This window comes from Massilia rubra (assembly GCF_011682065.1).
In the GTDB taxonomy this organism is placed as follows: Bacteria; Pseudomonadota; Gammaproteobacteria; order Burkholderiales; family Burkholderiaceae_D; genus Telluria_A; species Telluria_A rubra.
The window spans coordinates 341,674-361,089 of sequence record NZ_VUYU01000006.1 but is presented as its reverse complement, the minus strand read 5'-3'; the positions used below and the strand labels follow the sequence as shown (position 1 = coordinate 361,089).

Genomic DNA, 19,416 nt, shown 5'->3' with positions numbered 1-19,416 from the left:
TGCCAACTTGTTGAGGCCGGTGCAATTTGTACAGGACAACGAATCGCCCGTATGCCGCGTGCATGTAGTGTTGGAGAATTGATTCAATCCACGCCGTGCGGCGCGGCGCAGGGTGGGCGTGGACAAAAAACGGCCATCCGGCGCCAGGCTGGCGGCGGATGGCCGAGGGGACACGCGGGCGGCGCCCGCCGCCGCGCGGGGCCTTAACCCGTGTTGCGCAGGCCGGCGGCCACGCCGTTGATCGACAGGTGGATGCCGCGATGGACCCGCTCGTCGACCTTGCCCGGTTCGCCCGACAGCGCGCGGTGGCGGTGGATCAGCTCGACCTGCAAGTGGTTCAGCGGATCGAGGTAGGCGAAGCGGTTCTGGATCGAGCGCGCCAGCAGCGGATTGCCGGCCAGGCGTTCATGCGCGCCGGTGATCATCTCCAGGCAGCGCAAGGTGGTGCCGTGTTCGGCCGCGATGCGCTTGAAGATGCGCTCGCGCAGTTCGACGTCGGCCACCAGCCCGGCGTAGCGCGAGGCGATCGCCAGGTCGGTCTTGGCCAGCACCATGTCCATGTTCGAGAGCAGGGTGGCAAAAAACGGCCATTCCTTGAACATGGCTTGCAGGGTCGCGATTTTTTCGTCGCGCTCGCCTTCCTCGACCCATTGCGTGATGGCCGAGCCGAAGCCGTACCAGCCCGGCAGCAGCAGGCGGCACTGGCCCCACGAGAAGCCCCACGGAATGGCGCGCAAGTCTTCGATGCGCTTGGTCGACTTGCGCGAGGCCGGACGCGAACCGAGATTGAGTTCGGCGATTTCGGCGATCGGCGTGGCCGAGAAAAAGTAGTCGGTAAACCCCGGCGTTTCGTAGACCAGGTTGCGGTAAGCCTTGTAGGCGCGCCCGGAGAGGTCGGCCATGATGGCTTCGAAGCGGCCCAGTTGCTGCGCCTTGGCGCCTTCGGCCGCATGCGGCATCAGGCTTGCCTCCAGGGTGGCGGCGACCAGCAGTTCCAGGTTGCGGCGGCCGATTTCGGCGTTCGAGAACTTGGAGGCGATGATTTCGCCCTGTTCGGTCAGGCGGATCTGGCCATTGACGGTGCCCGGCGGCTGCGCCAGGATCGCTTCATACGATGGTCCGCCGCCACGGCCGACCGTGCCGCCCCGGCCATGGAACAGGCGCAGCTTGACGCCGGCATCAAGGAACACCTTGACCAGGTGGATCTCGGCCTTGTACAGCTCCCAGTTGGACGTGAGGAAGCCGCCATCCTTGTTCGAGTCCGAGTAGCCGAGCATGACTTCCTGGAGCTGGCCTTGGTGCGCGATCAGTTCCTTGACCAGCGGCAGCGCCATCCACTCGTTCATGATGCCGGCCGCGCGCTGCAGGTCGGGAATGGTTTCGAACAGCGGAATGACCATGGCGTCGAGCTGTTTGTCGCGCGCGCGCAGCAGGCCCGTTTCTTTTTGCAGCAGCAGCACTTCGAGCAGGTCGGACACGGTCTCGGTGTGCGAAATGATGTAGTTGCGGATCGCGCGCTTGCCGTAGCGCTGGCGGATATCTTTCGCCGCGCGCAGGATCGCCAGTTCGGACGCGGTTTCCTCGCTCAGTTCCGCGTACGGCGAATACAGCAGGCGCGGTTGCGCCAGTTCGGCCAGCAGCAGCTGCACCTTTTGTTCTTCGCTCAGTTTGGTGTAGTCGGCTTCGACGCCGGCCCCGGCGAACAGTTCGGCCAGCACGCGTTCGTGCACGTCCGAGGTCTGGCGCATGTCGAGCGAGGCCAGGTGGAAGCCGAAGATGGCGGCGGCGCGCTGCACCGTGGCCAGGCGCGGCTTGACCAGCAGTTGGCCGTGATTGGCGCGCAGCGAATCGGCCAGCACGTCCAGGTCGGCGCAGAAGCCGGCGGCGTCGAGGTAGGGCGCGGCGTGCCCGACTTCGCGGCGCATGATATTGGTCGCGCCCAGCGCACGGGCGGTGGCCGCCAGGCGCGCGTAGATGCCGATCAGGGCGCGCCGGTATGGTTCGTCGCTGCGGTGCGGCGACTGGTCGGGCGAGGCGTCGGCCAGCGCTTGCAGGGCGGGGCTGGCGCCGACCATCAGGGTCGAAATCGACAGCTCGGCGCCGAGCGCGTGCACTTCGTCGAGATAGAAGTCGAGGATGGTGGTGGCCTGGCGCACCAGCGCGTGCTGCATGGTGCCGGCGTTGACGTTCGGGTTGCCATCGCGGTCGCCGCCGATCCAGCTGCCCATCTGGACGTAGGAGTTATCGGTCAGCGCCTGGGCGCCGTCCGGATAGTGGGCGGCGATTTCTTCCTCGATGTCGTCGTACAGGCCGGGCAGCTCGCGCAGGAAGGTGATGCGGTAGTAGGACAGGGCGTTGTCGATTTCATCGGCCACGGTCAGCTTGGAGTAGCGCAGCATGCGCGTTTGCCAGAGCGTGGCGATGCGCGCGTGCAGCAGCGCCATGTTGGCCACCCTTTCGCGCGGCGTGAGCGGCAGGTCGCGTTCGGCCAGCAGGCGCGCGATGTCATGCTCGGCGTCGAGAATGCTCTTGCGCTGCACTTCGGTCGGGTGGGCCGTCAGGACCGGGGCAATCAGGGCGTCGCTGAAAAAGGTGCGCACCGTGTCGCTGGCCACGCCGGCGGCTTTCAGCTTGGACAGCGCGAAGCTCACGCTGCCCTGTTGCGGCGCCGAGCCGGCCAGCAGGTGGGCGCGGCGGCGGCGGATGTGGTGCTGGTCCTCGGCGATGTTGGCCAGGTGCGAAAAATACGAAAACGCGCGCACCACCGAAATGGTTTGCTCGCGCGTGAGCTTGTGCAGCAGGGCGGTCAGGTCCTGGCCGGCCTGGGCGTCGTCTTCGCGCCGGAAGCGCACGGCGGTCTGGCGGATGGTCTCGACGACATCGAAGACCGCTTCGCCTTCCTGGTCGCGCAGCACGTCACCGAGCAGGCGGCCGAGCAGGCGAATATCTTCTTTCAGCGGAGCGTCCTTGTCGAGGAGGGGAGGGTTTTCTTGTGCAGCGGATGAATTTACCATGTTGGACCACAGAGTTAAAGTTGGTGCAAAGGCTTCTGGCCAGGTTCTGCAAAGGGGACGCATGATAAAATTTGTGATCTTATGCATGTGCCGATGACTGCCATAACCGGTTTGAGGTTTTACGACAGTGAAAGAATCCGTTTTGAAAGCAACTGAATTGACTGGTACGCCTTCGCGTCCGCAGCAGCCCTCCAAGCTCATTATCGCTTCGCGCGAAAGCCGGCTCGCCATGTGGCAGGCCGAGCATGTTCGCGCGCAATTATCTTTATTATATCCGCAGTGCAGCATCGAGATTCTCGGAATGACGACCCGCGGCGATCAGATCCTTGACCGTACTTTATCAAAGGTCGGCGGCAAGGGTCTGTTCGTCAAGGAACTCGAGGTGGCCATGGCCGAAGGACGCGCCGACCTGGCCGTGCATTCGCTCAAGGACGTGCCGATGGACTTGCCGGAAGGGTTTGAACTGGCGGCCGTGCTGGAACGGGAAGACCCGCGCGACGCCTTTGTGTCGAACGACTTCGCCAGCCTGGACGAGCTGCCGCCGGGTGCGGTGGTGGGCACCAGCAGCCTGCGCCGGCAGTCGCTGATCGCGGCGCGCTACCCGCACCTGGTGATCAAACCGCTGCGCGGCAACCTCGATACGCGCCTGGGCAAGCTCGATCGCGGCGATTATGCCGCCATCATCCTGGCCGCCGCCGGGCTCAAGCGCCTGGGGCTGCCGCAGCGCATCCGCTCGCTGATGGACCCGGCGCACTCGCTGCCGGCGGCCGGGCAGGGCGCGATGGCGATTGAAATCGTCTCCGGGCGCACCAATGGCATCGACCTGCGCGCAGTGCTCGCGCCCCTGAACCACGTGCCGACGGCGCAGCGGGTGGCGGCCGAGCGCAAGGTGTCGAAGGTGTTCGGCGGCAGTTGCCAGATTCCGCTGGCGGCCTTCGCCACCATCGACGGCGACGTGATGCACCTGCGCGCCATGGTGGCCACGCCGGACGGCAAGCGCAGCGCGCACGCCGAACTGCGCGGCCCGGCCGACGATCCGGAGTTGCTCGGCCAGCAAGTGTCGGACTTGCTCGACACCCAGGACGCGCGCGCCATCCTGGCCGAGTGCAAGGCCGATGCCGCCATGGCGGACGCCGCCGCCGGCGCCGCCGCCACGCCCGCCATCTCCACCGCGCCTGCGGCCGATGCCTGATCCCGTCATCATCACCCGTCCGCTGGCGCAAGCCGGCGCGCTGGCCGAGCAGGTGAGGGCGCTCGGGCGCGAGGCGGTGCTGCTGCCGCTGCTCGACATTTCGGCGCTCGAGGACCAGGGCCCGCTCAAGGCGGCGCTGGCCGGCATGCACGACTGCGCCATGGTGGCCTTTGTGTCGCCCAACGCGATCGATGCGGCGTTCGCCCACATTACCGTGTGGCCGACCTGGGTGACGCTGGCGGTGCTGGGCGAGGGCAGCCGCGCGGCGCTGGAGCGGCATGGCATCAACAACAACACGGCCACCATCGTCAGCCCGCGCGACCCGACCCGCAGCGACTCCGAAAACCTGCTCGAGACGCTCGACCTGGCGGCCCTGGCCGGCCAGAAAGTGCTGATCGTGCGTGGCGAAAGCGGACGCGAGCTGATGGCCGACGGGCTGCGCGCGGCCGGCGTGATCGTCGCCACCGTGCCGGCCTACCGGCGCACCGTGCCGCCCCTGACGGAGGCGCTGGCGCAGCAGTTGCGCACGATTTTGCAGGGCGACAACGACTGGATCATCACCAGTTCCGAAGCCTTGCGCGGGCTGGTGGCGCTGGTGGCGCAGCTGGGCGACCCGGCCCTTGTGGAAAAAATGCAACAACAGCACCTGATCGTGCCGCACGCCCGTATTGCCGAGACGGCAAGCGGGCTGGGCCTGACCAGCTTGACGCTGTGCGGATCAGGCGACGAACGTTTGCTTGCCGCGTTACAATCACGAGCATGAACGAATTGCCTACATTACCTGAACACAACGCAGCGCCCGGCGCTGCACCCCAGCCAGCTCCCGCGGACCAGTACAGTGCGCCGCCTGCGCGCGCCCGCGCCTCCGGTGGCGAGAGCATGAGCGACATCTTGCAGCGTCCGATGACGGTGGTGGTGATCCTGCTGGCGCTGCTGCTGGCCGCGCACGCCTGGTCGACCCGCAGCAATCTGCTCAAGCTGCGCATGGAAATGGCCAACCGCCTGCAAAAGGGCGATGTCGTCAATACCGAAACGAGCGTGCTGGCGCGTACCGTGCAGGACCAGACCAAGGACTTGCAGGCCAAGGTGAGCCTGCTCGAAAACCGCCAGGTCGAAGCCCAGAGCCAGCAACTGGCGCTGGAACAGCTGTACCAGGATTTGTCGAAGAACCGCGACGAATGGGCGCTGGCCGAAATCGAACAGGTGCTCTCGACCGCCAGCCAGCAGTTGCAACTGGCCGGCAATGTGCAGGGCGCGCTGATCGCGCTGCAAAACGCCGACCGTTCGCTGTCGCGCTCGGACAAGCCGCAATTCATCACCATCCGGCGCGCGATCGCCGGCGACATCGACAAGCTCAAGGCCTTGCCGGCGCTGGACCTGACCGGCGTGGCGCTGCGCCTCGACAACGTGATTACGCAAGTCAATACGCTGCCGATGCTGGCCGACGAAAAACCGGCGCTGCCGGCCAAGCCGGTGCGGGCCGACAAGGTAGCCGCCGCGCCGCTGGCAGTCAAAGCGGGCGTGGCCGGCGTTGCGGCCCCGGTCGTGGTCAAGGAATCGATGCTCGACAAGGTCCAGGACGTGTGGCAGAGCTGGACTGGCGAAATGTGGGATGAAATGCGCCAGCTGATCCGCGTGCGCCGCGTCGACACGCCCGCAGCGCTGATGCTCTCGCCGTCGGAAACCTACTTTGTGCGCGAAAACGTCAAGCTGCGCCTGCTCAATGCGCGCATGGCGCTGCTGGCGCGCAATGAAGTGGCTTTCCGCAACGACCTGGTGGCGGCGCAGGATGCGCTGGCCAAGTATTTCGACACGCGCGCCGGCACCACCCAGACCGCGCAAGCGCTGCTGCGCCAGGTCCAGGCCAGCAATCTGGCGATCGAGATGCCGTCCCTGTCCGACAGCCTGAACGCGGTGCGCAACTACAAGGCGAAGCCATAACATGCGCCTTCTTCTCTGGTTAGTCGCGCTGATGGCAGCGGCCATCGGCATTGCCGTGACGGCACGCTTTAATCCGGGCAACGTGGTGTTTTTCTACCCGCCGCACCGGATCGACATGTCGCTCAATTTCTTCGTGGTGGTCGTGGCGCTGCTGTTTTTGGTCGTGTACGCGCTGCTGCGCGCGGCCCGCGCCACCTTCGGCATGCCGGCCCGCGTGGCCGCCTATCGCAAGAGCAAACGCGAACGCGATGGCAACAAGGGCTTGCGCGACGCGCTCAAGGCCCTGTTCGAAGGGCGTTTCGGGCATGCCGAAAAAGCCGCCATGCGCGCCGCCGAACTGCCCGAAAACGCCGGCATCGCCGCCCTGATCGGCGCCCGCGCGGCGCACCGCATGCGCCAGGGCGCGCGGCGCGACAACTGGCTGGCCGGGGTGGCGCACGACAATGCGCTGAAAACCGCGCGCCTGATGACCATGACCGAACTGCTGGTGGACGACCACCAGCCGCAGGCGGCGCTCGACGCCGTGGCCGAACTCAACGCCAGCGGCACGCGCCACATCCACGCGCTGCAATGGTCGATGAAGGCGCACCAGCAAGCGAAAAACTGGCCGGAAGTGCTGCGCCTGGTGCGTTCGCTCGACAAGCACAAGGCGCTGCATCCGGCCTTGTCGGCGCGGCTGCGCGAACTGGCGTACGACGCCTTGCTGTCCGACAGTTCGCACGATGCCGAATCGATCCTGCGCGTGTGGGCGAGCGTGCCGACGGCCGACCGGGTCAAGCCCTACGTGGCGGCGCGGGCGGCGGCGGCCTTGAATGCGCGCGGCTTGCACGACGAAGCGCGCGCCAGCGCCGAAGAAGCGCTGCGCGCCGACTGGGACGACCGCGTGGTGCGGGCATACCGCGAGTCCGCGGCGCAGGCCGGTTCGCCCGCCTTGCTGGCCCAGATCGAGCATTGCGAAACGTGGATGAAACAGCGTCCGACCGACGCCGAGCTGGCGCTGACGCTCGGTTCGCTGTGCCTGAAACAGAAACTGTGGGGCAAGGCGCAGCGTTACCTGGAACAGGCCTTGTCGGACGCGACCGAGCCGCGCATGGTGCGCGAGGCGCACCTGAAGCTGGCGCAGATGCACGAAGCGCTGGGGCAGCGCGAAGAGGCGAATGCGCATTTCAGGCAGTGTGCGCTGGCGAGTATTTTGTAGGCAGTTTAGTCAATACCGCTAACCTGAAAACCGTCGCCCCCGTGCAGGCGGGGGCCTAAGTTCGCCGCTCAGTGATCGACTACGGAGCAAACTTGGGCCCCCGTCTGCACGGGGGCGACGGTTTTGAAGCTGCTGGATGCTTCGTTCGATGTGTGCCCCCACTTGCTGCAATGCACAAGCCCACGTGAAATTTCGTTATAATGTCGGCCACTGACCCCCTCCGCAATCTAAGGATATCCCATGAGTTTGAATAAAGTCTCCTCCGGCCGCGACGTGCCGAACGATTTCAACGTGATCATCGAAATCCCGATGAATGCCGATCCGATCAAGTACGAAGTGGACAAGGAATCGGGCGCGATTTTCGTCGACCGCTTCATGGGCACCGCCATGCACTACCCGTGCAACTACGGCTACGTTCCGAACACCATCGCCGATGATGGCGACCCGTGCGACGTGCTGGTCATCACCCCATTCCCGCTCATTCCTGGCGTCGTGGTGCGTTGCCGCGCCATCGGCGTGCTGAAAATGACCGACGAAGCCGGCGGCGACGCCAAAGTGCTGGCCGTTCCGGTCGATAAGATCCTGCCGATCTACAAGCACTGGCAGAAACCGGAAGACATGAATGAGCTGCGCCTGCAGCAGATCCAGCACTTCTTCGAGCACTACAAAGACCTGGAGCCAGGCAAGTGGGTCAAGATCGAAGGCTGGGGCGGTCCTGACGATGCCAAGGCGGAAATCATGAACGGCATCGCCGCGTACGATAAAGACAAAGCCGACAAGGCGTAAGCCCGCCACCGCCGTTGCCAGTGACAGCGGCGGTATCAGGCAATAGACAACGCGCTCCCCAGGGAGCGCGTTGTGCGTTTACAGCGCCGTGTTACCAACCGATATCTTGTAACAAGGGATAGGTCAGGTCATGCGGCGGAACCACATCGTGCAGCAGGTCGGCGTTGATGGCCGGTTCCATCAGCTGGTTCGGCTTGGTATCGACCGAGTAGTGCGACACCGACGAGCCCGGCGAGTATTCTTCGGGACTGTACATGCGCACGCGCCGCACCCAGTCGGTGCCCGACAGTTTGTCGGGATCGACGCCCAGGCTGGCGATCACGCCGGACGAGGTGCGCGAACGCCGGTGCATGGCCGACTTGAGCCGCTCGCCGGTGGCCTTGTCGATGCGTACAGCCGGAATGCGCACGGCCGGGTCGCTGCCGCCGAGCGGGCTGACCGGATCGCTGGTGTTTTCCATCACCACCATGCCGCGCGCCCCCGCGTTCTGCAAGATGCGCGCCTTGGTCACGAAGGGACAGGCGCCCCGGTCGACCAAGGCGATATTGCCCCTGACGGCCATCGCGTTGGCGGCGCTGAGCGGGGTGCAGGCCAGGCCGCTGCCGTTGCCCTGGTCGATCACCGGCATCAGCTCGCCCATCACGGCGTTTTGCCCCAGTTGCGGGCCAAAGGAGGCGTCGCCCATCGGGTGCTCGCCGCTGGCCGTGCCCGCCGCCATGCCGCTGATGAGCAGTTGGGGTTTGGACGCGAGGACGCGCGCGGCTGCCTTGTAGACGCGCTCGCCGTTCCAGGACAGGGTGGCGCCGCCGATGGCCGACAGGCGCCGTTCTTCATCCTTCATGTTGACCCAGGTTTTGTTGTTGCGGATGTCGACCAGGAAGTGATCCCAGACCGATGGCGTGCCGAGGAAAAACTCGCCGGTGCCCTCGTCGGTGAAGTTCTGGAATCCCAGTCCATGCCCCATTTCGTGCAGCAAGACCGCGACCAGGTCGATCTGCTCGCCCGCCTTGCGGTCCAGCCCGAGGTAAAAGCCGGAACCGGGCAGGCAGTCGGGGAACAGCCCGAGGCGGGAATTGAAGCGCGCGCGAATGTGCGCCTGGCCCGGCGAGGCCAGGTCGTGGCCCGCCAGCTTGCTCGCCAGCGCACCCGGATACCAGGTGTTGGCCATGGGCGCCTTGGGGAAGTCGGAAAACACTTCGGTCGCGCCGGCCGAGCCGAGCACCGCGCCATCGGCGTTGCATTCGAGCGGCTCGAACGAGGCGGCCACCCTGATCGGCACCGGGCTGTTGAGCGTGCGCCCCCAGATGTCGGCCGCGTGCTGGAAGGCGATCAGGCGTTGCGCGCCGAGCGTGCGCCCGCTGTTGCCGCCGACCGGCTCAAGCGGGGTGGGATCGTTGAAGCCGACGTTGGGCGCGTTGCCGTTGACGATGGTGATGGTGCTTGCGGCATGCGCGCCGCCCAGGGTGCAGCAGGCGAGGGCGAGGATGGCGGCGGCCTGCCGCAGGGAGGGGCGCTTATTGCTCATTCTGGCGCTCCCCGGCCGGCGTGGCGGCATCGTGATGGGCGGCATGCGCGGCGTCGTTTTCGCCTTCCACGCAGCGCTGGACCAGCTTGCCGTCCGGCGTGCGCGCGGCCACTGAATACACCACGCCGCGCTGGCCGAGCGGCGCGCTGCGGGTGCCGTCGGCGCGCACGCTGACCTGCGGCTGCGGGAGCGCGACCTGCGGCTGCGGCAGGTTGCCGCGCATGGCGCGCAGCTCGGCGGCGGTGGCCGGACGCAGTTGTCCGGTTTGCTTGTCGCGCACCACGGCCATGCCGGCGGATTGCTCTGCCGCCACGGCAGCCGTCGAGATGACGGCCAGCGCGCAGCAGCTGATCAGGGTTTTACTCAACATATCGGGATTCTCCTGGGTGAGGTCACATTAGCTGCCTGCGGCGAAGCAATACCAGACTGCCCAAGCCGGCCAGCAGCATCAGGTAGGCGCCCGGTTCAGGCACCGTAGTGACTAAGACAGCGTCGATGCCAATATAGTTCGCCGCCGAGGCGTCTCCGATGTAACGAAATGCGAATCGGCCCTGGCCGTTGTAGTCGACGCTGGAAATGACTTGCTGCCAGGCAGTGGGGTAGTCCGAGATGCCGCCCAGCACGCCGAGCACGGTGTCGAAACCGGCGGTGCCGCTGCCGCTGCCGGGGGCAAAGCGTACTTCGAGCGTGTCGCCGAAGCCGGAGGCGCTGGCCGAGCGCGTGAAAAACGAGAGCTCGCTGGGGCCGAGCAGGGTCACGACCGGCGTGATCAGCCAGTTGTCGATGCTGCCCATGCCGTTTTGCGCGCTCAGGAAATTGGCGGCGGCATACGACGACGCCGGGCCGGACGGGGCGGGGAAGACGCCCGCGTTGCCCTGCGACCAGGACAGGCCCGGCGGCACGCTGTTGTTGATCAGTTGCCAGTTGCTGAGGGCGCCGATGTCGTTGAAGTTTTCGTTGAGGACGACGATCGGATCGGCGGCGTGCGACACGGCGGGCAGCACGGCGGCCATGGCGATGGCCGCCGTGGCAATCAGGTGTTGATGGAGTTTCATGGTCGTTCTTTCAGCAGTTGCCAGAAGGATGGCACTTCCACTCGCGCTGGCAGGCGCGAGGCCACGGTTGACTCATCATAGGAGTGGAGGTGGCGCCAGCATTGATGTGCGCTTAATGAACAGACGGGGTTTTCGGGGTGATCCGGGGAACTTCAATGAACAAACGCGACGAAGCTTGATGGCGCGCGTTAGAAGGACGAAAAAGAGGGATGAAAAAAAGCGTCCCTGCCAGCCCAGGGACGCCAAGGAGAGAGCGGGACGATCAGTTGGCGGCGGTTCGCGCGGCAATCTTTCGCAAGCGCAGTTTACCGACGATGCCGATCGGGAAAAAGTAGATCGACAGCACGAACAGCACGCCCAGCCACAGCATCCAGCGGTCCGGATGCAGGGCCTGGGCCAGCAGCGGCACGCCTTCGAGCGCGGCCGAGCCTTGCGCCATCAGCGACTTGAGGTAGTTCTGGGCCAGGATGAACAGGGTGGCGCCCACCACCGCGCCGTACATGGTGCCCATGCCGCCGATGACGACGATCAGCAGGATGTCGGTCATGACTTCGAAGCCGAGCATGGTTTTCGGGCCGACGTAGCGCAGCCACAGTGCCATCAGCGCGCCGGCCAGGGCCGCCACCAGGGCCGCCAGCACATTCGCCCAGATCCGGTACAGCACCGTGCGGTAGCCGAGCGCCTCGGCGCGGAACTCGTTCTCGCGGATCGCTTGCAGCACCCGTCCGAACGGCGAATTGACCACGCGCAGCAGGAACAGGAACAGCAGCAGGCAGCCGCCGAACACGATGTAGTACGTGATCAGCTTGCCGTCGATGGCGCGCCCGAACAGCTCGGCCTCGAACAGGCGAAAGCCCGGCGTGAGCCATTCCGGCACGCTGAAGGTCTTGCCGTCTTCGCCGCCGGTCAGGTCGGACAGTTGCGAGGCCAGCACGGCAAACGAGGCCGCCACCGCGAGCGTGATCATGGCGTAGAAAATGGCGCGCACGCGCAGCGCGAACAGGCCCACCACCAGGGCCAGCGCCAGGGTCAGCAAGAGGGCCAGCGCGACCCCGCCCAGCAGCGCGCCCCAGCCCGGCTCGCCGTGCGACAGTCCCAGCCCGACGCCGTAGGCGCCGATGCCGAAGAACATGGTGTGGGCGAAGGATACGATCCCGGTGTAACCGAGCAGCAAGTCGTAGGAGGCCACCAGCACGATGTAGACGCAGATGGTGGCGGCGGTGTTGAGGGGCCGCGCGCCGCTGGTGATGAAGGGGGCCAGCGCCAGTCCCAGCAGGATCAGCAGCAGGGTGGCGGACAAGGCCCGGCTGCGCGGCAAGTCGCCCGATAGCAATTGATTGAGCATGGCGTGTCCTCAGCGGCGCAGGTTGGAATACAGGCCGGCCGGGCGCCACAGCAGGATGGCGATCATCAGGGCGATGTTCGACACCAGCGCGAATTTGGGCAGCAGGAAGCCGGCATAGTTGGCCACCAGCGCCATCAGGAGCGCGCCGATGAAGCAGCCGCCGACCGAGCCGAGCCCGCCGATGATGACGACGATAAAGATCATCACCATCATTTCGCCGCCCATGGCCGCGTTCAGGGTTTCCTTGTACAGGCCCCAGAGCACGCCGCCCAGGCCGGCCAGCGCCGAGCCGGCGGCGAACACGGCCACGAACAGGCGGCGGATGCGGTAGCCCATGGCTTCGACCATCTCGCGGTTTTCGACGCCGGCGCGGATCAAGAGGCCGATCTTGGTGCGGTTGAGCACGAGGAACATGGCGACGAACACCACCAGGCCGATCACGACCGCCACCAGCCGGTATTTTTCGACCGCCGCGTCGCCCAGCAGCACCGCGCCGCGCAGGCTGGCCGGCAGCGGCAGGGGAATCTGCTCGGCGCCCCAGATCACGCTGATCAGTTGCTCGGCCACGATCATGCCGCCCATGGTGATCAGGATCTGCTTGAGATGCTGGCCATACACGGGCGCGATGATGATGCGCTCGAAGGCCCAGCCGAGCAGCGCGGTGGCGAGCATGGCGAGCGCGATCGCCAGCCCGAGCACGCCCAGGTTGAGCGCCAGCGAATCGACCTCGAGCCAGCCGCGCATGGGAATGAGGACCATGGTGGCGGCGTAGGCGCCGACCGAGACAAAGGCGCCATGGCCGAAGTTGAGCACGTCCATCAGCCCGAACACGAGCGTCAGGCCGCTGGCCATGATGAAGATCATCATGCCCATCGCCAGGCCGGCGATGGTCAGGGTGACCCAGGTGGGAAAGCTGCCCACCAGCGGCAGGGTGAACAGGATCAGCGCCGGCACCAGCAGCAGCGGCGCCAGGTCGCGCCGGGCTGCCGGCAAGGGCGTGTCGTTCGGTGCGGGCGGCGCGGCCGGCAGCGCCGTGGCCGCGCTCACGGGAGGCGATTGGGTGGTCACGTGGGTGGTCTCCGGGTTCATTATTGATGTGCGCTCAGTGACAGCCCGAGCAGGCGTTGCTGCAGCTTGTCGTCCTCGACCAGGGCGCGCATGGCGCCGGCGTGGACCACCTTGCCGTCGTCCATCACCGAGACCGTGTCGCCGAGGTGCTTGACGACGCTGAAGTTTTGCTCGACCAGCAAGATGGTGGTGTCGGTCTGCTTCAGTTCGGCGAAGGCGGCGATCAGGCTCTGGATGATGGCCGGGGCCAAGCCCTTGGTCGGTTCGTCGATCAGCAGCAGCTTGCGCGGTTCGACCATGGCGCGCGCGATCGCCACCATTTGTTTTTGCCCGCCAGACAAATTGCCGGCCGGGTAGTGCCAGAATTTGCGCAAGGCGGGAAAGAAGCCGAAGATCCATTCCACGCGCGCTTCCTGGAGCGGCCCGTTGCGCGCGGCCAGGTACAGGTTTTCGCGCACGGTCAGGTCGGAAAACACGGCCATCGATTCAGGCACGTAGGCAATGCCGAGCTGGGCGATGTCGGGCGTGGCCAGGGCCGCGATGTCGCGCCCCTCGAAGCGCACCGTGCCGGCGGACGCTTTCCATAGCCCCATGATGGTGCGCAGGGTGGTGGTCTTGCCGGCCCCGTTGCGGCCCAGCAGCACCGACAGGCCGCCGCGCGGCACCGTCAGGTCGACCCCTTGCAGGATGTGGTACTCGCCGATGTGGGTGTGGACGGCGCTCAGTTGCAGGATCGGATCATGCATGCTCGGGCGTCCCCTCGGGCGTCCCCAGATAGGCTTCCTGGACGATGGCCGAGGCCATCACCTCGGCCGGATTGCCGTCGGCCACCAGGGCGCCATTGTGCAGGACGATGATGCGGTCGGCCAGCGACCGCACCACGTCCATCTTGTGTTCGACCAGCAAAATGGTCTTGTTGCGTTCGGCCTTGACCTGGTGGATCAGGTCGAGCACGACCGGCACTTCGTCCACGCTCATGCCGGCGGTCGGCTCGTCGAACATCATCACGCCCGGCTCCAGCGCCAGCAGGATCGCCACTTCCAGCTTGCGCTTGTCGCCGTGCGACAGGGCGGCCACGCGCGTGTCGCGCCGGGCGGCCATGGAAACGCGTTCGAGGTAATAGTCGGCGCGCACGATCAGGTCCTGGTGGCTGGACCAGCGCGTCAGCATCGAGCGCACGCCCAGGCCGGCGCCGGAGCGGCTTTGCACCGCCAGGCGCACGTTTTCGGCGACTGTGAGGTGCGGGAACAGGTTGGTCAGCTGGAAGGCGCGCCCGATACCGAGCGCCGTGCGCCTGGCCGCGCCGAAGCGGGTGATGTCGGCGCCGTCGAGCAGGACCGTGCCCGAGGTGGCCGGCAACTGGCCCGACATCAGGTTGAAGTAGGTGGTCTTGCCGGCGCCATTGGGGCCGACGATCACGGTCAGGGTGCCGGGATAAAAATCGGCGCTGACCCGGTCGACCGCCACGTGCCCGCCGAAGCGGATGCTCAGTTCGCGCGTCGACAGCGACGGCATGGCCGCCGGCGTCATCGCTTGTTCCTCACCGGGAGCGGCAGCTCGCTGGCCGGGATTTCGCGCACCAGTTCCAGCAAGTCCCACTCGTTCTTCTGGTCTTTCTTGATCTTGAAGTGGTACATCGACTGCAAGGCCTGGTGGTCTTCCTTGCGGAAGGTCATTTTGCCCTTGGGCGTGTCGAAGTCCATGCCCTCCATGGCCGCGATCAGTTTTTCGGTGTCGCCCGAGTTGGCTTTGGTCAAGGCCGTGACCACCGCGCTGGCCGCCGCAAAGCCGCCGGCGGTAAACATGTCGGGCGGGCCCTTGTGGCGCTTGCTGTGCTCGGCCACGAACCAGTCGTTCATCTTGTTCTTGGGGAAGCCGTGATAGTAGTAGATGGTGCCCTGGGTGCCGGCGAAGTTCTTCCAGGTTTTCATCACCGGCAAGATGTTCCCGCCCGGCGAGAGGATGATGCCGTAGCGCTCGGGCTTCATGTCGGCCAGCTTGTTCATCGGATTCGGGCCGGCCCAGACAATTTGCAGCAGGCGCGGCTCGGGCTTGTTTTTCAGGGCGTCGAAGATGCGCTGGGCCGGCGCCGTGAAGTCGCTGGTGGCTTGCGGCGCGTATTCCTCGTGCACCACCTGGGCCTTGCTGCCGGTGGCGGCCAGCGCTTCGCGGCCGGCCTTGACCGCATCCTTGCCGAAGGCGTAATCCTGGGCCAGGAAGGCCACGCTGCCGGCCTTGAGCGTGCTGGCGGCGGCCAGCGCATCCTGCATCGAACTGCGCGCGGTGCGGAAGATGTAGCGATTCCATTTGTCGCCGGTGATGGCGTCGGCCACGGCCGGCTCGATGATCAGGATCTTCTTGTACTCCTGCGCCACCGGCAGCATGGCGATGGCCGAGCCGGACGAGGTGGTGCCGACCGCAATGTCGGCCTTGTCGTCGCCGTAGGCTTCGGCCAGCAGGGTGCGTCCCAGGTCGGGTTTGCTCTGGTCATCCTTGACGATCACCTTCAGCTTGCGGCCGTTGATTTCCATCTTGCCGCCGGTGAGGTATTCGAGGCCCATCATGAAGCCGGTTTCGGTTTCCTTGGCGTACGATTCGAGGATCCCGGTCTTGCCCGCGATGAGGGCGATTTTCAGGTCGGCCGCGGCCAGCGCGGACGTTGCCAGGGTGCTCGCGAGGGTGGCCAGGACGGCTGCTGCCAGGGTGTTCAGTTTGTACATCGTGTCTCCTCTTGGGATGGCTGTTTTATAGGTATAGGGTGGGCTTGAATCGGTTCAGTCGACCTGCGCCAGGAAGCGTTCGATCGCCTGCCGCGCCGGCGCTTCGGTCAGCATCGGCGCGTGGCCCACTCCGGGCACTTCGGCGTATTGCATGCGTGGCGCGGCGCGCTGCATGTAGCTGGCCTGTTCCGGCTCGACCAGGTCGGACAGGCTGCCGCGCACCAGCAAGGTGGGGCGGTTGCGCGCCAGGCGCCGGAACGCCAGGCGCGAGGTCCACGACGACGGCTTGAGCTTGCCGTTTTGCAGGGGCAGGGCGATGTTCGGGTCGTAGCGCAGCACCAGGTGGCCGGCATCGTTTTCGGAAAAGGCGCGGCGCGCCCACTTGTTCCATTCGCCCATGTCGTTCGATGGAAAGGCCGGCTGGTTGATGTCGCGCATGTACTCGGCCGCCTGTTCCCAATTGAGCATGGTGGCGCCCTTGCCGGCGTAGGTGGCGATGCGCGACAAGCCTTTTTGCGAGATCACCGGGCCGACATCGTTGAGGATGGCGGCGGCGATCAGTTTCAGGCGCCGCAGCGCCAGGGTCATGGTGATGATGCCGCCCATCGAGGTGCCGACGAACACGGCGCGCTCGATGCCCAGGTCGTGCGCCAGCTTGATCACGTCGCCGGCGTAGACGACCGGGTTGTAGTGGGCCGGGTCGGGGTCGCGCGCGGACTGGCCGCGCCCGCGCACGTCGAGCGCCAGCACGCGCCGCCCCAGGCTGGCGATCCACGGCGCCAGCTCGTCGAAGTCGCCCGAGTTGCGCGTGAGCCCGTGGATGCAGATCACGGGCAGGCGCGCGCGGCCGCCGTGGCCGGGGTAGTCGCGCGCGTACAGGGTCAGGCCGTCGTCGCTGAGGTAGCTGACGTCGTTGAATTGCCGGGCCGCCTGCGCTTCGTTGGCGGCCGGGGGGAAGTGGGCGGCGTGGACGCCATCGTGTTCATGCACCTGGACTCCCATGTTCAGAACCGGTATTCGAGGGTGGCCGAGACGGTGCGCGGGGCGCCGTAAAAGGCCGTCAGCACGCCCTCCTTGCCGAGGTTGGGGAAAACGTAGCCGCCGGTGCGATAGCGCTTGTCGCCCAGGTTCTTGCCGTGCAGGCCGGCGCGGATCTTGTTGTCGCTGCTGGTCCACGTCAGGCTCAGGTCGTACAGGGTATAGGCCGGCTGGTCGAGCACCGAGGCGTATTCGAACTGGCTGGTTTCGTCCTTGTAGGCGGCGCTGGCGCTGATGCTGGCGGTGCCGCCGCGCCCCATCATCGGCACGGCGATGTCGTAGGTGGCGCGCAGGTTGGCCGAGTTCTTCGGCGTGTTCTGGAAGTAGCGCTCGCCGGCCACGTTGACCAGGGCCGGCACGCCGCCGACCAGTTGCGAGGTCAGGAACTGGGTGTATTCGGCGTTGATGTGGCTGTACATCCCGGTCACGCTCAGGGAATCGCTCAATTTCGCGCTGGCCTCGATTTCGGCGCCGCGGATCTTGGCCTTGCCGGCGTTGGTGGTCACCCCGGCGAAGCTGTCGGGGCGGCCGTCGTTGTTGGTGTCGACCTCCACCGAGCCGGGAATCTGGACATCCTTGTATTTGCTGTCGAACAGGGCGATATTGGTCAGGATGCGGTTGTTGTTGTACGAGGATTTGAGGCCCAGCTCCAGGGTGTCGATCGTTTCCGGCAGGTAGCCGGCACGCGCGGTGGCGTCGCTGATTTTGGTGCCGACCACGTTCATGCGCGGGTCGAAGCCGCCGCCCTTGAAGCCGCGCGCCCAGCTGGCGTAAATGTTCTGGTTGGCTGCAGCCTTGTAGGCCAAGCCGACTTTTGGGGTGAACTTCTTGTCTTCGCGTTTCAGTTCGCCATGGGTGAAGTCGGTGTCGCTGCGGAACAGCACGGCGTTGGCGTTGCCCATTCCCGGCGAGCCGTTCAGGCCCAGGTAGATCTGGCGCAGGATGCTCGCGTCGCGCTTGTCGACCGTGTAGCGCCCGCCCAGCGAGAAGCTGAGCGCATCGGTGTATTTATAGTTGGCGTCGGCGAAGACGGCCCAGGCCTTGGTATCGATATCGCCCAGCGTGTAGGTGGAGCTGGGGAAGGCGCCGGCCAAGACGGTGTCGAAGACGTTGAAGGCGTTGGCGTCGATGTAGTACACGCCGGCCACGCCCTGGACCTTGTCGCCGGTGTAGGTGAACTGGAATTCCTGGCTGAACTGCTTGTTCTTGTACAGCGCGGGCACTTCGAAGTCGACCATCGACAGCGAGTCGAAGTCGATCGGCGCGTACGACTTGTCGCGGCGCGAGGCGGTAACCGACTTGACGCTCAGTTGCGGGTTGATGGTGTACTCCAGCAGCGCCGACCAGCCGTGCGCGCTGACCTCCTGCTCGTGCCCGAGCGCGCGGTCCAGGTTGGCGCGCGTGTCGTACACGTTCTCCAGGATGGGCGCGCCGCTGGTGCGTCCGACCGTGACGCGGTGGCCGTTGCGCGGGCTCGAATCGTCCTGCGTGGCGTCGCCCGACAAGCGGATGAACAGCTCCGGCGTGGGCGTAAATTCCGCCGACAGGCGGCCGGCGGTCATGTCCTTGTCGTAGTTGTGGGCGCCGGTGAACAGGTTGCGCCCGTAACCGTCGCGCTTGAAGCGAGCCACCGAGCCGCCCACGCGCACCGTCTCCGACAAGGGCGTGCTGGCCGTGAGCACCGCTTCGCGCTGGCTGTAGTCGCCCAGGGTGACGCGCCCGCGAATGTCGGTTCTGGAGCCGAGTTTGCGCGTAACGTACTTGACCGCGCCGCCGATGGTGTTGCGACCATACAAGGTGCCTTGCGGGCCGCGCAGTACTTCGATGCGCTCGACGTCGTAGATGTCGGTCACGGCCGCTTGCGGGCGGGCCAGGTAGATATCGTCGAGGTAGATGCCGACGCCGGCTTCGAAGCCGGCCAGCGGGTCTTGCTGGCCGACGCCGCGGATAAAGGCGGTCAGGGTCGAATTGGTGGCGCGCGAGGCCTTGAGGGTGGTGTTCGGAATCGACAGGGCGAGGGCGGTGATGTCGGGCGTGCCCTGCTTGGAGAGCTGGTCGCCGCCGAACGCGGTGACCGAGACCGGCACGTCCTGCAGGTTTTCGGGGCGGCGCCGCGCGCTGACGGTGACCACGCCGGCGTTCTGGATGGTCTCGGCGGCGGGAGCGCCCGACTCGGTTTGCGCGTGCGCCGGGGCGATCGCGCCGCCGCACAGGGCCAGCACGGCGCAGGCAATGCGATGTAAGGGAAAGTGTCGAATGGTGGTCAAACGCATGGTGTTGTCTCCTGAGATTTTTTTGGACAATGCGGTAAGCCGGAAGCGAAGCCTTGCAGTGTGCCCCCATTCGAATTTGCGCGAAAGATAACGAAACGCCCAAGCACTGTGCAAAAATGCACAGTGGTGGTATTTGCAACTTATCGTTTTCTCACGAGCAGGTTCCGGCGCGAGTTTGCGTTTTATCAATACACAAAAATCAAAAGATTGCGTGTGCGGTGTGCACTGGTGCACAATATTCGTCGTGAATATCCGACATCG

Annotated in this window: 16 protein-coding genes; 5 read left to right on the top strand and 11 right to left on the bottom strand. The window is 65.8% G+C overall.

Annotation, left to right across the window (positions count from 1 at the left end; all coding sequences use genetic code 11):
• Nucleotides 1-203 precede the first annotated feature (203 nt).
• Nucleotides 204-3,014 (bottom strand): phosphoenolpyruvate carboxylase, encoded by a 2,811-nt coding sequence (ppc, locus tag F0185_RS12045; protein WP_167224640.1) that lies wholly within the window; start codon nucleotides 3,012-3,014, stop codon nucleotides 204-206.
• A gap of 142 nt (nucleotides 3,015-3,156) precedes the next feature.
• On the opposite strand from ppc, the gene hemC reads away from it, so the two are divergent.
• The 5 genes from hemC to ppa all read left to right on the top strand — a co-directional run bounded on the left by hemC (nucleotide 3,157) and on the right by ppa (nucleotide 8,131).
• On the top strand, nucleotides 3,157-4,206 hold the full coding sequence (gene hemC, locus F0185_RS12040) for a hydroxymethylbilane synthase (protein ID WP_370664003.1): 1,050 nt from the start codon (nucleotides 3,157-3,159) through the stop codon (nucleotides 4,204-4,206).
• On the top strand, nucleotides 4,199-4,969 hold the full coding sequence (locus F0185_RS12035; protein WP_167224638.1) for a uroporphyrinogen-III synthase: 771 nt from the start codon (nucleotides 4,199-4,201) through the stop codon (nucleotides 4,967-4,969). The genes hemC and F0185_RS12035 overlap by 8 nt, the downstream gene beginning before the upstream one ends.
• The gene (locus F0185_RS12030; RefSeq protein WP_167224637.1) at nucleotides 4,966-6,147 is read left to right on the top strand and encodes a uroporphyrinogen-III C-methyltransferase; all 1,182 of its coding nucleotides are present in this window, start codon (nucleotides 4,966-4,968) and stop codon (nucleotides 6,145-6,147) included. The genes F0185_RS12035 and F0185_RS12030 overlap by 4 nt, the downstream gene beginning before the upstream one ends.
• A gap of 1 nt (nucleotide 6,148) precedes the next feature.
• Complete coding sequence (locus F0185_RS12025; protein ID WP_166886101.1) at nucleotides 6,149-7,345, top strand: heme biosynthesis protein HemY; 1,197 nt, start codon at nucleotides 6,149-6,151, stop codon at nucleotides 7,343-7,345.
• Nucleotides 7,346-7,585: 240 nt separating this feature from the next.
• Entirely contained in the window at nucleotides 7,586-8,131 is a 546-nt protein-coding gene (ppa, locus tag F0185_RS12020; protein WP_166886100.1) for an inorganic diphosphatase, read from the top strand.
• Nucleotides 8,132-8,222: 91 nt separating this feature from the next.
• Here ppa and F0185_RS12015 read toward each other — a convergent pair whose 3' ends face one another.
• The 10 genes from F0185_RS12015 to F0185_RS11970 form a co-directional block, all read right to left on the bottom strand.
• Nucleotides 8,223-9,656, bottom strand: a complete 1,434-nt coding sequence (locus F0185_RS12015) for a PA domain-containing protein (protein ID WP_167224634.1) — start codon at nucleotides 9,654-9,656, stop codon at nucleotides 8,223-8,225.
• Nucleotides 9,646-10,026: a post-PEP-CTERM-1 domain-containing protein gene (locus F0185_RS12010; RefSeq protein ID WP_167224633.1), complete on the bottom strand. Its 381-nt coding sequence runs from the start codon at nucleotides 10,024-10,026 to the stop codon at nucleotides 9,646-9,648. Before F0185_RS12010 ends, F0185_RS12015 begins: the two co-directional genes overlap by 11 nt.
• Nucleotides 10,027-10,048: 22 nt before the next feature.
• Nucleotides 10,049-10,711, bottom strand: coding sequence for a choice-of-anchor J family PEP-CTERM protein (locus F0185_RS12005; protein ID WP_167224631.1), 663 nt, complete (start codon nucleotides 10,709-10,711; stop codon nucleotides 10,049-10,051).
• A 262-nt stretch (nucleotides 10,712-10,973) separates the two neighbouring features.
• Nucleotides 10,974-12,056 carry a branched-chain amino acid ABC transporter permease gene (locus F0185_RS12000; RefSeq protein WP_167224629.1) on the bottom strand — a complete coding sequence of 361 codons (1,083 nt, stop codon included), beginning with the start codon at nucleotides 12,054-12,056 and terminating at the stop codon, nucleotides 10,974-10,976.
• Between the two features lie 9 nt (nucleotides 12,057-12,065).
• A complete protein-coding gene (locus F0185_RS11995) occupies nucleotides 12,066-13,103 on the bottom strand; it encodes a branched-chain amino acid ABC transporter permease (protein WP_370664007.1) in 1,038 nt (345 codons plus the stop codon).
• Nucleotides 13,104-13,144: 41 nt separating this feature from the next.
• Complete coding sequence (locus F0185_RS11990; protein WP_167224625.1) at nucleotides 13,145-13,870, bottom strand: ABC transporter ATP-binding protein; 726 nt, start codon at nucleotides 13,868-13,870, stop codon at nucleotides 13,145-13,147.
• Complete coding sequence (locus F0185_RS11985; RefSeq protein ID WP_167224622.1) at nucleotides 13,863-14,654, bottom strand: ABC transporter ATP-binding protein; 792 nt, start codon at nucleotides 14,652-14,654, stop codon at nucleotides 13,863-13,865. The genes F0185_RS11990 and F0185_RS11985 overlap by 8 nt, the downstream gene beginning before the upstream one ends.
• Entirely contained in the window at nucleotides 14,651-15,844 is a 1,194-nt protein-coding gene (locus tag F0185_RS11980) for a substrate-binding domain-containing protein (RefSeq protein WP_167224619.1), read from the bottom strand. The genes F0185_RS11985 and F0185_RS11980 overlap by 4 nt, the downstream gene beginning before the upstream one ends.
• Before the next feature lie 54 nt (nucleotides 15,845-15,898).
• The gene (locus tag F0185_RS11975) at nucleotides 15,899-16,834 is read right to left on the bottom strand and encodes an alpha/beta fold hydrolase (protein ID WP_368737880.1); all 936 of its coding nucleotides are present in this window, start codon (nucleotides 16,832-16,834) and stop codon (nucleotides 15,899-15,901) included.
• A gap of 14 nt (nucleotides 16,835-16,848) precedes the next feature.
• A complete protein-coding gene (locus tag F0185_RS11970; RefSeq protein WP_167224615.1) occupies nucleotides 16,849-19,155 on the bottom strand; it encodes a TonB-dependent receptor in 2,307 nt (768 codons plus the stop codon).
• Between the last annotated feature and the right edge of the window lie 261 nt (nucleotides 19,156-19,416).

What these genes read in the sequence shown, in the direction of transcription:
- F0185_RS11980 (WP_167224619.1), bottom strand. Translation starts at nt 15,844, where the DNA reads ATGTACAAACTGAACACCCTGGCAGCAGCCGTCCTGGCCACCCTCGCG.
- F0185_RS12035 (WP_167224638.1), top strand. Translation starts at nt 4,199, where the DNA reads ATGCCTGATCCCGTCATCATCACCCGTCCGCTGGCGCAAGCCGGCGCG.
- F0185_RS12010 (WP_167224633.1), bottom strand. Translation starts at nt 10,026, where the DNA reads ATGTTGAGTAAAACCCTGATCAGCTGCTGCGCGCTGGCCGTCATCTCG.
- F0185_RS12000 (WP_167224629.1), bottom strand. Translation starts at nt 12,056, where the DNA reads ATGCTCAATCAATTGCTATCGGGCGACTTGCCGCGCAGCCGGGCCTTG.
- F0185_RS12005 (WP_167224631.1), bottom strand. Translation starts at nt 10,711, where the DNA reads ATGAAACTCCATCAACACCTGATTGCCACGGCGGCCATCGCCATGGCC.
- F0185_RS11970 (WP_167224615.1), bottom strand. Translation starts at nt 19,155, where the DNA reads ATGCGTTTGACCACCATTCGACACTTTCCCTTACATCGCATTGCCTGC.
- F0185_RS12015 (WP_167224634.1), bottom strand. Translation starts at nt 9,656, where the DNA reads ATGAGCAATAAGCGCCCCTCCCTGCGGCAGGCCGCCGCCATCCTCGCC.
- F0185_RS12030 (WP_167224637.1), top strand. Translation starts at nt 4,966, where the DNA reads ATGAACGAATTGCCTACATTACCTGAACACAACGCAGCGCCCGGCGCT.
- F0185_RS11990 (WP_167224625.1), bottom strand. Translation starts at nt 13,870, where the DNA reads ATGCATGATCCGATCCTGCAACTGAGCGCCGTCCACACCCACATCGGC.
- ppa (WP_166886100.1), top strand. Translation starts at nt 7,586, where the DNA reads ATGAGTTTGAATAAAGTCTCCTCCGGCCGCGACGTGCCGAACGATTTC.
- ppc (WP_167224640.1), bottom strand. Translation starts at nt 3,014, where the DNA reads ATGGTAAATTCATCCGCTGCACAAGAAAACCCTCCCCTCCTCGACAAG.
- F0185_RS12025 (WP_166886101.1), top strand. Translation starts at nt 6,149, where the DNA reads ATGCGCCTTCTTCTCTGGTTAGTCGCGCTGATGGCAGCGGCCATCGGC.
- F0185_RS11985 (WP_167224622.1), bottom strand. Translation starts at nt 14,654, where the DNA reads ATGACGCCGGCGGCCATGCCGTCGCTGTCGACGCGCGAACTGAGCATC.